At 38.6% G+C, this 14,689-nt stretch carries 11 protein-coding genes; all 11 read right to left on the bottom strand.

What is annotated here, in order from left to right; genetic code table 11:
- Positions 1 to 76: 76 nt before the first annotated feature.
- Positions 77 to 904: a MerR family transcriptional regulator gene (locus AC0VX1_RS10330; RefSeq protein ID WP_475471080.1), complete on the bottom strand. Its 828-nt coding sequence runs from the start codon at positions 902 to 904 to the stop codon at positions 77 to 79.
- Between the two features lie 481 nt (positions 905 to 1,385).
- Positions 1,386 to 1,871 (bottom strand): peptidoglycan-binding domain-containing protein, encoded by a 486-nt coding sequence (locus AC0VX1_RS10325; RefSeq protein WP_057277169.1) that lies wholly within the window; start codon positions 1,869 to 1,871, stop codon positions 1,386 to 1,388.
- Positions 1,872 to 2,237: 366 nt separating this feature from the next.
- Positions 2,238 to 3,413 carry a M20 family metallopeptidase gene (locus AC0VX1_RS10320; protein WP_475471078.1) on the bottom strand — a complete coding sequence of 392 codons (1,176 nt, stop codon included), beginning with the start codon at positions 3,411 to 3,413 and terminating at the stop codon, positions 2,238 to 2,240.
- 2 nt (positions 3,414 to 3,415) lie between these two features.
- Positions 3,416 to 4,642 carry an allantoate amidohydrolase gene (locus AC0VX1_RS10315; protein ID WP_475471077.1) on the bottom strand — a complete coding sequence of 409 codons (1,227 nt, stop codon included), beginning with the start codon at positions 4,640 to 4,642 and terminating at the stop codon, positions 3,416 to 3,418.
- Between the two features lie 17 nt (positions 4,643 to 4,659).
- Positions 4,660 to 5,847, bottom strand: coding sequence for a hypothetical protein (locus AC0VX1_RS10310; protein ID WP_475471075.1), 1,188 nt, complete (start codon positions 5,845 to 5,847; stop codon positions 4,660 to 4,662).
- A 592-nt stretch (positions 5,848 to 6,439) separates the two neighbouring features.
- A complete protein-coding gene (locus AC0VX1_RS10305) occupies positions 6,440 to 7,054 on the bottom strand; it encodes a HutD/Ves family protein (RefSeq protein ID WP_475471073.1) in 615 nt (204 codons plus the stop codon).
- A 305-nt stretch (positions 7,055 to 7,359) separates the two neighbouring features.
- Entirely contained in the window at positions 7,360 to 8,553 is a 1,194-nt protein-coding gene (gene gltS, locus AC0VX1_RS10300; RefSeq protein WP_475471071.1) for a sodium/glutamate symporter, read from the bottom strand.
- Positions 8,554 to 8,558: 5 nt separating this feature from the next.
- The gene (gene hutG, locus AC0VX1_RS10295; protein ID WP_475471069.1) at positions 8,559 to 9,503 is read right to left on the bottom strand and encodes a formimidoylglutamase; all 945 of its coding nucleotides are present in this window, start codon (positions 9,501 to 9,503) and stop codon (positions 8,559 to 8,561) included.
- Between the two features lie 363 nt (positions 9,504 to 9,866).
- Entirely contained in the window at positions 9,867 to 11,222 is a 1,356-nt protein-coding gene (locus AC0VX1_RS10290; protein ID WP_475471067.1) for a sigma-54-dependent transcriptional regulator, read from the bottom strand.
- Positions 11,223 to 11,241: 19 nt separating this feature from the next.
- Entirely contained in the window at positions 11,242 to 13,215 is a 1,974-nt protein-coding gene (locus tag AC0VX1_RS10285; protein ID WP_475471065.1) for a transporter substrate-binding domain-containing protein, read from the bottom strand.
- Positions 13,216 to 13,475: 260 nt separating this feature from the next.
- Positions 13,476 to 14,591: an o-succinylbenzoate synthase gene (menC, locus tag AC0VX1_RS10280; RefSeq protein WP_475471064.1), complete on the bottom strand. Its 1,116-nt coding sequence runs from the start codon at positions 14,589 to 14,591 to the stop codon at positions 13,476 to 13,478.
- Positions 14,592 to 14,689 lie beyond the last annotated feature (98 nt).

The raw sequence follows: 14,689 nt of genomic DNA, 5'->3' as shown, positions 1-14,689 counted from the left end.
ATAACCTATATGGTATCGGTTACAAATGATATTGTAAAGTGTATTTCTACTATACAGTCAATGGATATTTGAAAATTCAAGTAATTTTCTCCACAGGGATTTGCAGCTGACAAAAATCAACACTATTATCATTCTCGTAAAAGGTCGTATCCAATAAGCAAGCGTCCACGACGTCCCCTACAATTCTATACTGATTCTCACGGATCCATTGAACCAATTCATTTAAAAACTCAATATTATATGGCATTCCATATTTATACACACATGCATATTGCCCAGCAGGCAACGTCATCATATTATCCATATCAGGATGGAGAAAAGGTAATGAAGTATATATGCCAGCACCCTCGAAAACATCATCCGTTCCAAGGTTATCCTTTAAAATAATCGTGCCAAATCCCTCCGACGGAAGCATCTCATGTTTACTTATTACATTCCAAGCTTTCATCAGCGTTAAATGTAATTCTTCTCGGCACAATTCATTTTCAAATGGTATAAATAAGACATGCCTTTCAGGAAATTCTTCTATAATGGGTTTATCCAATTCACTTTTAATATTTTTGGCTTCTGAATATTTCATTAATCTTTGTTGAATGAATGTACGTGTATTCATCAAGGCCTTTATTTCTTTATCAATGAATTCTTGATGAAATTCCAAAAGTGACATGGCAGTCGTTAAATTCCGATTTCCTATATGGTCCTTAATATCATTCAGTTTGATGCCAATCGACTTCAAAAAGCAAATTTCCCTTAGAAACGGAATCTGAACGGCACTATAATATCGATAACCATGTTCATCTATATGTACGGGTTTAAATAAACCGATCTTATCGTAATAAATGAGTGTTTGCCTTGAGATACTGTGAATGGTAGCCATTTCACTGATTGATAAGTAATTGCCCATATGAGTTCCCCCTCCGCAAAGCCTTTTTATAAAGTCCCTCTACTTCTTATTATTACTTCTACAGCCATGATTTAATTTAATAATCTTTTGATTTCCCTCCTTCCATTCGGCAGCTACAGCCGATTGGAGAGGATCCTCCACTAACTTTACCATTTTTCCATTTAAAATGAATGGAATTTCAACGGCCCTTTCTATCGAAATGGAGCATATCAACATCTTCATTAGTAGGCATTAAGAGAGATAGTGAAATTCAATAATATTAATTTTTTATGAATCAAAAGGATTATGGACTTTTTCACTATCGTCAGCAGTAACTTCTTTACAAGCTTTTATGTTTTTGGACTTAAACTTATTCTTGGTAGGAATAGCATTTATTTAGAAGGAAAAAGGAGTTTACAAATACAATCAACTTGGGAAAGCAAAAAATAAAAACGTGCCTATTTGTGGACACGTTTTTCATATGAAAGGAATTTCCTATATCTTAATTTGCATACAATCGGTATTGGTCGCTTAATGTATCTCCATTACCATAAATATAGGCTTTAGAGCCCGATGTATAGGAAGGATTGTCGTACTTCCATTTAATTCTGAGTCCCATGTATCCGCCTGCTCCATATGTTTCATTGCCATTCTTCTTAATATATTGCGAGAAGCTATCCCACGTCCGGGGGCCAACCACACCATCCACTTTCAAGTTGTTTTCTTTTTGATATTTCTTTACTCCCGCTTCGGTTTTTGGTCCAAAGATACCATCAACGTCAACCACTGCAGAATCTGTATAAAAACCCATGACATTCAGGATATACTGCATATTTCTGACCTCCACTCCATGAGTGTCCTTCCGCAAAATGGAATTCTTATCCCAGCTTTCGGGGTGGTGAAAACCTCCAGCAGATGCTGAAGCGGTGGAAAAAGATACCCCAAGGGCCATTGCCAATACTACCAAACTAGTAAATAATTTCTTCATAGCTCCATCTCCCTCTTTTTTTGTACATCCGAACTACCTTACAATTTCCCTTCAGATTTTATTTTTCCCTTCCGACCGATGTCCTGTTTTGTCCTTGCCAAACAAACAGTGTCCCAGAAAGATCGAATAAGTAGGATAAATTCGTAACTGGGACTAATGGTTTTTACGCATGAAAGATTTTATAATGAACTAGTCAAAAAAATTGAGGAATTTCTATTTACACATTATCCTTCTCTTTTCCTCTAATTTCCCTTGATATCCATAAAAGGAAGTTTAACCATTTACGCCAGAAGGCCGCCAATTGGCGGCCTTCTGACATTGAAAGACTTTTTGTAATTGCCCAAGTTCCTTCTTCTTTTCAGTCCGTTATTCGTTCAAATACGCCCATGCATATTGGGCATAAAGTTCTGAACCGGTAGCAAGCGCTTCTTCGTCGATGTTGAATTTCCCGTGATGGTGGGCCCATTCCGTATCTTTTTCAGGATTTCCTGATCCAACTAAAGCGAAGCTTCCAGGTACTTCATCTAAATAGAAGCTAAAGTCTTCGCCACCCATTGTTGGCTTTTCATTATATATTGCGTCATCGCCAAACGCATTTGAGGCAACTTTTTGCACTAATTTGGCACTATATTCATCATTAATGACAGCTTGCGTGCCACGGTAGTAATCAACCTTTGCGGTCGCACCGTAAATGTTCGCAACATTTTCAGCATAAATCTGGAGCTGCTTTTCAATATGGTCACGTGTTTTAGAATCAAAACAACGGACAGTCCCTTCAATGACGGCATTTTCTGCAATGACATTAAAACGTGTGCCAACGACCATTTTTCCAACTGTCAAAACAGCGGGATTTTGGGGGTCGACCGTTCTTGATACGACGGACTGTACATTCATGACGAATGAAGAGGCGACAATGGTTGCATCGATACAGTCCTGCGGCATTGCACCATGTCCCCCTCTTCCTTTAAAGGTTACGGTAAAGATATCTGCTGAAGCGAATGAAGGTCCTTGAGTGCAAGCGACTTTGTTTGTTGGCATTTGCGACCAAATATGTATGCCAAAAACATTATCAACACCTTCAACGGCCCCCTGTTTAACCATTTCCCTTGCACCTGTTGCCACTTCTTCGGCTGGTTGAAATATTAAGCGCACATTCCCAGGTAATTCTTCTTTTATTTCGTTTAGTGCCTTCGCTGCAATTAATAGCATGGATGTGTGTGCATCATGACCACATGCATGCATTTTCCCTTCTTCCTTTGAAGCATACGGCAAGTCTTTATTTAGTTCTTCTACAGAAAGGGCGTCCATATCTGCTCTTAATGCGACCGTCTTTCCAGCCTTACCGCCTTTAATTTCTGCAATGACACCTGTTGGTTCTGCTTTTCGATAAGTAATTCCTAATTTTTCAAGGTAGTCACAAACAAACGCAGTTGTATTTTCTTCTTCCCATGATAACTCAGGTTCGCTATGAAGTTTTCTACGTATTTCTGTTAATTCATCACTATAATTTTGAATCGCTTCTTTTATCGTTTGATTAATCATTCTTATTCTACCTCCGTTAAACATTTAGCCACTTCGTAAAATATTTGCACTCCATTTGCCAAATGACGTGCATCAGACCATTCCTCTGGACAATGACTTAGTCCTGCTTTACTTGGAACAAAAAGCATGCCAACATCAGTCACATCGGAAAAAACCATCGCATCATGACCTGCACCACTATCAATGGAACAGTATGAAATTTCCAAATCAGAACTTTTATCTTTTAATAAATCCTTAATCTCATTACTCAATATCTTTGGCGGCATATACAACAGCTGTTCCGCCGTTGTATGGATCCCCTGTACCTGATAGGATTCGATTAATTCTTTCATCCGCCTGATGACATTGTTAATATGTTCTTCCTTGCTTGATCGAACATCTACCGAAAATACCACTTTATTCGGTATGACGTTTGCTCCATTTGGTAAAACATCTAGTCGCCCTGTCGTTATAACCGTTCCTTCTCCTTCCTCAATTGCAAAGCTCGGTAATTGAGAAATAATTTGAGCGGCAGCAACCAATGCGTCCGTACGGCGATCCATTGGGGTTGTGCCTGCATGTCCTGCCTTTCCTTCAATGGTTACTTCAAATTGGGTTAAACCAACAATAGCTTCTACAACACCAATGGGGATATTCTTCTCTTCAAGGATTGGACCTTGTTCTATATGCAATTCGAGAAATGCTTTAATGCTATTGGGATTTCTTCTTTTCGGAAGAGAGAAATCCAGTCCAATTTTTGACATCGCTTCAATTGTGGTGATACCATCTTTATCCTTTAAATTTTTAAAACTTTCCTCACTTAGCGTTCCCACTATTCCTCTCGACCCCATTAGTCCTCCGCCAAAACGAGCTCCTTCTTCTTCAATCAGGGCAACGATTTCCAATGGGTATTTAGGTGTTAATTGATTTTCTGCAAATAGGCCAGCCACTTCAAGAGCGACAATTACACCGGCTGGTCCGTCATACGCACCGCCATTTGGTACGGAATCAAAATGTGAACCTAACAGAACGCTTGGTGCATCTTTTAAAGTACCATCAAGCTTTCCAAAAATATTTCCAAATCCATCTTCCTGTACTGTCAGGCCGTATTCCTTCATTTTATTTTTTATATAATTACGTGTAAGCAAGTCTTCCTTGCTATACGTAAGCCGGGTAGTCCCTTCTCCGGACGTTGATGTAAATTCGCTCAAATCATTTATTTGCTTTTCTATACGTTCGCTAAGACTCACTTAGAATCCCTCCTATTTTACAAGAATTGTACGAATATTCCTGCCAAAATAACCGATACGATTGTTACCGATATAAATCCGCCAACAAGCATCGGCGGCAGCATATGGCTTAGCAATGCTTCTTTTTCATTTTCATCTTTTGTTAATGAATTGACGACTTCATTGGTGATAATGTAATCAGCTGGAAATCCGTATAGTGCAGTTAAAGATACAGCAAAGGCCATTTCTTTGCTGACTTTTAACAATTTCCCTGCTATGAATGAGAATATATACATACCAATCACAGCTAAGATAATGCAAACAACAAGTGGGTAAAGAATCTCCATCATCATACTTGGTGTTGCATTTTTCAATCCATCAAAGACGAAAAGCATAAGGGCCATGATGGCAAATCCAAATCCATTTGCTTTTTGCAGTGTCTGTCTTTCCAAGAAACCGATACTTTTTCCGATAACCCCGAATAGTAAGCAAAGAACAAATGCATTTATAGATATAATCGGCTCTAATCCACTCGAAACAAGGTAAGCGAGTAAAGCAACAACTGCAAGTCTTAAAAATTTGAAATACTCCGTATTATATTTTTCAGGAAGTTTCTTAAACAGCCTAAGTTCCGTCATGCCTTTTGCAGCGGCTGCAGTTTCATCCTTTTTTACCGTTAATTTTCCATTGCGATATTGCCCCAAAAGCTTCTTCCCTTCTTTCTTCAAGACAATTGAAGTTAAAGGATATCCGGCGAAGCCTTGCATGACATAAATAACAATGGCAAAAACGGACAAGCTCGTAAGTCCTGCATCTGCCGCTCCTTCTGACATGATTATTGAAGAAACCATACCTCCCACTAATGGTGGAACCGCTACAAGGACAGTTTGCAGATCAAAAATAAAGATGCCAATTCCGAATAATAGTGCAACAATGCCAAGAATACCAGATAAGGAGATGACAATCGTCTTCCACTGATTCACCAATTCCCTTATTGAAAGCAATGTCCCCATATTCGTGATCAATAAGTACATCATCATGGTTGCCACTACTGGTGGAACACCTGCTATTGAAACGATGTCTTGCGGGAAGAATGTCCAATAACCACATAGAAATAGGATCGCTGAAATGAAAACGGAAGGTACCCAGGCTTTTGTTCGAACCGCCACTATGTCTCCTACAAATAAAATCAGAATTACGATAACCAAAGCCAACATCTGTGACATATGAGTTCCCTCACCTTCTCGTTTAATAGTTTGAATATTCTTATAAAATAATAACACTGAATCATTTGAATTAAAAGATAATTTCATATTTTCAGGTAATTATACACAGATAATAGGAAATGTAAGTGTTTTAATTTCAATTTCACATACCAAATATTCTCAAATAATTAAGGGATTGGATATATCAAAATAATTTTAATCTTAAAATAGACACTTTATCTCCTTTAAATATCAAAAAGAAAAAGCCGTCTATTGACAGCTCAAACTGTAGACAAACTCGATGAAAATCGAGTTTGTCTACAGTTTTTTTTTGGCTTTTAACAAATTTGGACGTTGATTGGAACGTAGGGCAGTCCGCCCTCGGCGCACTTGCGCCTGTGGGGTCTCCCTTGGACTCGCTATTCCCGCAGGAGTCTCGCACACCCGCTCCAATCAACTATGTTTAAAGCTTCAGACGGAACCCTTTTTGATACAACTTAGCCGACAAAGGACATTTCTGTTAATTAATAAAAAATATCATTAAGTATATTGCTTCGCAATGAACTCGGATTTATATAGGAGAAGGATGCCTTTGCAACCCAGAATTTCTCTATCAATAAAAAATACTTACCTTAATAATTGTTGCAGTAGAGTCGTCATCGTGATTTGATAACTTTATATTTAAATTGTTGGAGGTATGATCTCTGTTTAAGGTTATTAAGTCACCTTGCTCTAAAACAATTGTCTCTTTTTCATCGATATTCATTCTACTCCTGCCTTTGAAACAATAGAAGGCGTCGGTTCTTTTCGAAGAATCCCGATTATGCAACACTTCCGCATGGGTTCCATCATTCATATGAATCGTGCGGATGTCACCTTCGCAGCCTTCCGCTAACATCAAATTAAAGTCAGTGACCTTCCCAATACTGCGGGTTGTCCAGCCTCCATCAAACCGATCCTGTTGAAATGGGCTTAAATGCACACTGGGCTTTCCCTGATGTTGCAGCGACATTTTACCATCAAGAATCATAATGATTCTCTGAATGCCTGGAAGGTGAGTAAATAAGGATTCGTCCACCTCGACTTCTGCTGTGCTTATCCGCCATTTGAAATCACGCTTCGAGTAATCAGCTTCTTCAGGATAAATGGCTAGTTGAGTTGTTTTACCACCTGACCAAAGACTGGTTATTTGTTCACTTTTCTTTATTATTTTTAGTGAAAATGACAATGATTTTCTCCCCCTTTAATTATTACATTTTTTCAGTACAATTCAATTTAGGCCAGGATGGATATCATTAACAGAGATTAATAACAGAGCTTAATTCCACGACCTCTGATCTTGGCAGCAGCATTCTTACTAAATCAGGCTGTGAAACGATACGATACATACATGTAGATGTTGCGAAATTGATAGGGTTCCGGTGCATTAATAATCATACAGAAAAACCATTGTGAATTACCTACTATATGGGCAATTTCGGAATAAAAAAATCAATACCGAATGTTTTTGATTCCTTATTTAATAACAAATTATCATTTAAATAGATTAATACTTATAATGATGATTGGCATGGCAAATACATCAATAAGAAATGCACCGACTATTGGAACGATTAAATATGCTTTACTTGAAGGTCCATATTTCGCAGTGATTGTTGACATATTTGCCATAGCATTCGGTGTAGCCCCTATTCCATGTCCGATGAATCCTCCAACCATAACTGCCGCATCGTAGTTTTTGCCAAGAAAGCGAAACATGATGAATATACTTAAAAGGATAATGAAAATTACTTGTATCACCACAATTAAAATAATTGGTAAAGCAAGGTCAGCAACTTCCCATAATTTTATACTCATTAATGCCATAGATAAGAAAATACCTAAAGTGATATCTCCAATAAAATTAATACTAGGCATTTCGATAATTTTCCCGTTTATTTTATCTAAAATATTCCGAACTATTACAGCCACTATCATTGCTCCAACATAGTTCGGTAAAACATAACCTGTCTTTGCCGAAAATAACTCTCCTAGATATGAACCTAAAGCCATACAAAATGTCAGTATTAACACTTGTTTCATAAATGAAGCTACATTTAATTCTATTTTGTCTTCCATTTCTTTCTTTTCTTGAATTTCAATATCCTCTTTACTTGGTGTTAATTTGTGTTTATTAATTAAATACTTTACAGTGGGACCTCCAACTAATCCACCAAACACTAATCCTAATGTAGCTGCTGCTATTCCAATTGCTTGGGCAGATTGAATGCCCAGCGATTCAATCGTACCGCCAAATGCTGTAGCTGCACCTATGCCGCCTTCCATGGAAATTGCTCCTGCCATCATGCCAATCAATGGATCAATCCCAAAAACGGTTGCTAAAGAAATTCCGATTAAATTTTGAGCAAATGCCAGAAACCCGCATAATAACCAATATATTAATAATAATTTACCGCCGACTTTCACTAATTGGAAACTGGCACCCAATCCAACGGACGTAAAAAATGTTAACATGAATAATCCCTGGAGTGTCGTATCCAATGAAATGGTTATGTTTAAAAAGGTTTTAAGACTTGTAACGACGATTGCAAAAAGTAATCCCCCCACAACGGGTGCAGGGATACAAAAGTGTCTAAATAATTTGACATTCTTAACGATAATCCCGCCTAGTGCTAAAAGCAGTATCGCTAAAAAAATAGTGATCGTTTGATTAATCTCGATGTTCATATTGCTTATCTCCTCTCCACACACATGAATACTTCATTTATTAGGTTTGCAGCTAGTTTTACAGTCCGATTATCACAATCTAATGATGGATTCACTTCACAGATATCAAATGAAATAGTTTTCGTATGTGAAGTAATCTTACGAATTAATTGTCTAACCATTTTTCCTGAAAGACCAAATGAGGAAGGGGCACTAACACCCGGTGCTTCAGAAGCGTTTATAACATCCATACAAAGTGTTAATATAATATAATCATGTTGATTTATAAAATTCAGAATTTTATTTTCGTTTTCTTCAGAATTTTCATCTACTAATTCTTCTTCCAATATCCAAGAGCAACCAAGTGTAGTTGCAGTGTCAAATAATTTTTTAGTATTTCCATAACGTTGAATGCCAATTGGCAAATAACTAGCTTGATGATCATTATCTAATATTTGTTTAAACATCGTTCCAGAAGAAGTTATTTCTTCATAAGAGCGTAAATCAAAATGAGCATCAATGTTAAGAATGCCTATTTTGGCATTGGGTCCAACACTCGACCTAATTCCTAGATAATGACCATAAAAGGTTTCATGTCCGCCCCCCAAAATAACAGGAAACATATTTTCAGATAATATTTTCTCTACGTGGCTTCCCAATTCAGCTTGAGCTGCTTCTAACTGTTGATTTTCACAAATGATATTTCCGAAATCAACTAGGCTATCTGCTGATTGGCCGTGCCAAGATAGAGATGATAAGGATTTACGTATTTCATTGGGAGCTTCTTTGCTTCCAAGTCTTCCTTTATTCCTGCGTACGCCTTCTTCACAAGAGAACCCTATTATTCCACATGTATTATTTGATGATGTTGTTTGATTATCTTTAACTATTTGATGAATTCTAAATTCATCTTTATCTATTAGACTATCTGTTCTGCCTTTCCATAAATCCATATTTGGTAACGCATACATTTATTTTTCCTCCCCATAAATAAAAATACTTCATATTTGCAATCGCCAATAAATTTCGGGATGTACTGTTATAAAAGCTCTGGTTCAATGGCTTGTCCTTTTGTTTTCGTTAAATTTGGATAGGCCATTGACTTATCCTGCCTGATGCATTTTGCACATCCCCGCTTTCGCCGCACTGTAACTTCCAGTCCAGCTCTGTAGACCATTATGTTGTATATCTATGTTCCCTCCATTCTGCTTAATGGTTTTACTACAATTTTATTAAGCAAGTTTCATGCCAGGTCCATTTCCATAAAAACAGTGGGAAATTCAGATATATTCAAAATAAAAAGTAGGCGAAAATTGCCGCTCGGCAATTTCCGCCTACTTTTCTTCCCGATATTTCTTCAACTTGTCCCGCAATGTCCTCTCCCCGATGCCAATTGTTTGCGCTGTCTTCCTTTGATGACCGTTAAATGCGGCAAGGTTATGAAGAATCACTCTTTTTTCGATTTCTTCAAGCGGTTCGCCGACATATACGGGGATTAGGGTATTGCCGAAAAATGGGCGCGAGCTTTTTTGGATGTCGGAAGGTAAATCGGCTTTCTGTATGTAAGAATCATTCGTAAGCGCTATTGCTCTTTCAATCACGTTCTGCAGTTCACGAATATTTCCTGGAAAGTCATATTGCTGTATAAGCTGCAGCGCTTCATGGGAAATTCCTTCTACAGGTTTTCCCATTCGATCACCGATTTTTGCAATGAAAAATTCCAACAGCAAAGGAATATCCTCTTTTCGTTCACGTAAAGCCGGAAGGTGAATCGGAATCACATTTAATCTGTAAAATAAATCTTCACGAAATCGATTCTCTTTTACTTCTTTAACCAAGTCTCTGTTTGTCGCTGCAATGATCCGGACATCGATGCTGACTTCTTCTATCCCGCCAACAGGCATTACCTTTCTCTCTTGTAGAACGCGCAAAATTTTGCCCTGCAGTGCCAAATCCATCTCACCGATTTCGTCAAGAAAGATTGTTCCTCCTTCCGCCAGCACAAAAAGTCCATATTTTCGCTGTATCGCCCCTGTAAATGCGCCCTTTTCGTATCCAAATAATTCTGATTCCAACAAGTGAGTCGGAATGGCGGCACAATTAATAGCCTGAAACTTTTTGTTTCTGCGCTTGCTTTGATTATGGATGGTTCTGGCGACGACTTCTTTACCGGTTCCACTTTCCCCTTCTATGAGAATGTTGGAATCGATATCCTTCACTTTTTCGATGAGGGAGAATATTTTACGCATGGCCAAGCTTTCACCAATGAGGCCGTTCACACCTGCCACCTTATCCAATTCTTCACTCAGCCATTTCACTTTGGACTGAAGGGTGTACACTTCTTCTGCCTTTTGCATCAGCACTTCCAATTCATCAATATGAAGCGGCTTTGTCGCATATGAAAACGCCCCCTTACGCATTGCTTCCACGGAAGAAGGAATGGTGCCGTAGGCCGTCATCATAATGACAACAGTCGAGGGGGAGAGGCGTTTGATTTCTTCTAACACTTCCATCCCATTATATCCCCCGATTTTTAAATCCAGCAAAACGATGGCGATTTCTGCCCTTTCGAAAAGCGGAAGCGCTTCACGTGGGTCTGTAAACGAATAGACGTGATACTGGTCTTCCAATGCAAACGTAAGTGACTGACATATGGTTGGCTCATCATCAATAATCATGATATCTTGCATCGTTTTCACCCTTTCTGTATTAATGCTGTAAACAAATGGTCACTACTGTTCCCTTTCCTACTTCACTTCTTGTCTCGATAATGCCATCGTTTTCTTTGACAAGCTGATACGTAATAGAAAGCCCTAGCCCGACCCCGTTGGGTTTCCTGGTGTAAAACGGTTCAAAGATCTTATCAATGTCTTCTTCCGAAATCCCAATTCCTTCATCCTCGATTTCAACGACAGTGAACACATCCCGATAGTATGCCCGAAAAATAAGTGTTCCCCCTGTATTGGACGCCTGTATGGCATTGAGAATGACGTTCACCAGTACTTGTTTGATCTGCTGTGTATCTGCAGTTGCCTGAATGTCTCCAGCGAACTCTCGAACAATACTCAGGTTTTTTTCTTTGATTTTCGGCTTTAGCAATAGCTCAATCCCTGCCATGGCCTCATTCAGCGAAAATGTGACAGGCTCTGATTTTTTAGGACGGGCATAATCGAGCAAATCGTTAATCAATGTATTAAGTCGGGTAATTTCACTGGTGACCTGTTCGGAAAAGAACGATCGGAAATCTGCGCTTGCAAATTTTTTCGGCAGCAATTGCGTATAGGTAAGGATGGATGTTAACGGATTTCTTATTTCATGAGCGATACCCGCCACGAGTTGACCCAATGAACGCAATCGGTCATCCTGAGCCACTTTTCTCTCTAGTTGTTTTTGTTCCGTACTATCGAAAAAATTCAACACCGCACCTACACTTTCTCCCCCAATAGTCTGAATTGGATACATGCTGTAAGTTATATGCCTTTTTTTGCCCGCATAATGAGACCATACCGTTTCCTTTTGCAAGAAAACTCTCTTTTTCTCTAATGCAGCCATAATCTCCTTTTCCGGGATGAAACGGGCAGTTGGCAGATCCTGAAAACGTTTTCCAACAACATTACCGTCCACCCCCAAATATTCCATGGCCCTAACATTAATCATCGATACAAGACCTTGCTGATTCAGTGTAATAAGCGAACTGTAGGCACTGTTTAATACTTGCTGCTGAAAGTTGATGTTTTCCTCAAGAAGGAGCATCTTCTCTTCCAAGTCTTTATTCACGTGCTCAATTTGCTCGGTTCGCTTAGCCACTTCTCGTTTAAGGCTGAGATTCCACCATAAGATGAGAGAAATCACAATGAAGGTAAGAATAAGACCAATTTCCAAATACAACAGCGTTTTACGGAGCCGTTGAGTATTTGGCAGGATATATTCGCCGAACCACTTTTTCTCTATCTTTTCATACGTTCCATCTTTCTTGATTTGAGAAATGGCCTGATTGAATAGTGTCAGCAACTCTTTGTTTTTCGGCATAACGGCTACAGCATAATTTGTGGTGTCAAGTGGCTCACCGACAATCTTAATGAGTGATTGCTGCTCATTTTTCTGTAAAAAATATTGACCCGTAATCCGATTTCCAATGAAAGCATCCACTTTACCGTCGATAAGCGACTGAACGGCTTCTTGTTGATTATTAGTTTCCACCAATTGCAAACGATCGACTTTACTTAATAGATCGCTTGCAACATCTCCTTTTTGTACAGCTACTTTCCGGCCTTTAAGATCTTCGATTTTTCGGATATACATATTATCTTTCAACACAAAAATTCCTTGTGAACTTGTGAAATACGGAGCTGAAAAATCATAAAACTCTTCACGTTCTTGATTGTACTTCATGCCTTGAATCGCATCCACTTTTCCAGAGCGCATAGCTTGTACTGCCTCGTTCCATGGCATGGGATAGTATTCGAACCTAATGCCAGTCTCGATAGAAATGGCGTTCATTATATCCACATTAAAACCGGTATAAACACCCGAATCGCTCAAGTATTCAAAAGGTGGAAAGTTATTATCCCCTGCAACCCGGATCACTTTTTGGGCTTCCGAATGGGCTGCTGAAGGAAAGAAACAGCAAAAAAAGAAAAGGTAGACGGTTATTACGGCACAGATAGTATGTAAATTTCGCATCGCCTCACCCCTTTTTCTATACATGCAGTTTTGTATCATAAATGTGTATATATACAATGTACAAAGACTCTATTATGATAACTTTTTAAAGGATATAAGAAAAGCTAATCTGCATTTCATAACACCATACATGGCAGATAGTCGAATTACAATATATTTTGATTGGAAAATGGATTATATATAAAAAAGGCATGCTCCCCTTTTTCGGGAATCATGCCTTTATGCAATGTTGTAGCACCCTAGGCGTTTCTAGCAACATTCTAACTTAAATGATAGGTTTGACTGTGTATGGTATACTTATTTATTTTTTCCATGCTTGGTTCATAGCCGATTCCAGGCAATTCTGGAACACTGATCATTCCGTTTTCCACTGTAACTTCAGGGTCAGTGATATCCTCTGCCCAATAGAGGGAGGAAGCTGCGGTATCGCCGGGAAGAGTGAAGTTTGGCAGTGATGTGATTGCAATATTATGAGCTCTTCCAATGCCTGATTCCAGCATACCTCCACACCATAGCGGAATTTCATGTTCAAGACATAAATCATGGATTTTCCTGGATTCAGTCAAACCTCCGACACGGCCAATCTTGATATTAATAATTTTACAGCTGCCCAATTTAATAGCTTTCCTGGCATCCTCCAATGAGTGTATGCTTTCATCCAGGCAAATAGGTGTTTTTAACCTCGACTGTAAATCTGCATGGTCAATGATATCATTATAGGCAAGCGGCTGCTCAATCATCATTAAATTAAAATCATCCAAGGCGGATAACCGGTCTATATCTTTTAAGGTATAAGCTGAATTTGCATCGGCCATGAGCGGGATTTCAGGATATACTTTTCGTACCTTGTCTATTAATTCAACATCCCAGCCCGGTTTGATTTTTAGTTTAAAACGTTTATAGCCTTCACCGAGACGAGCTTCAATTATATCCAGGGTCGAATCGATCGAATCCTTTATTCCGATGCTTACCCCCACTTCAATTTTCTTTTTTGTTCCACCTAACACATTTGAAAGAGAAGCACCTTGCTTTTTAGCATACAAATCCCAAACGGCACCCTCTAAAGCTGCTTTTGCCATATAATTTCCGCGAATATGGGTGAAATATTTTTCGGAAATTTCATCAGGATGCTTGATTTCATTTTTTAGGATTATTGGAATTAGATAGTCTTCTAGTATATGCCAGTTTGTTTTTAAGGTCTCTTCATTATACAGGGGGTCGAGCATCGCAACCGATTCAGCCCAACCGGAAATGCCATCATCGCTTATGGCTTCGACAAGGATAAAATCCCTATCGTATTCCGTCCCAAAGCTAGTTGTAAAAGGTTCAAGCAAGTCTAGCTTAAGATGCCTTAGAATAACTTGTTTAATTTTCACTTAGAAATTCTCCTTCTGTGATAAAACTGTTAAAGAACACAGTCTTACAAATTTTTTATTAATAGGCTTACACAGCCTGAAATTACTAAACATTATAT

The organism is Peribacillus sp. QJM3NY_7, assembly GCF_056173225.1.
Note: the sequence above shows the minus strand (reverse complement) of the source record. Positions and strands in the feature narration are given on the sequence as shown.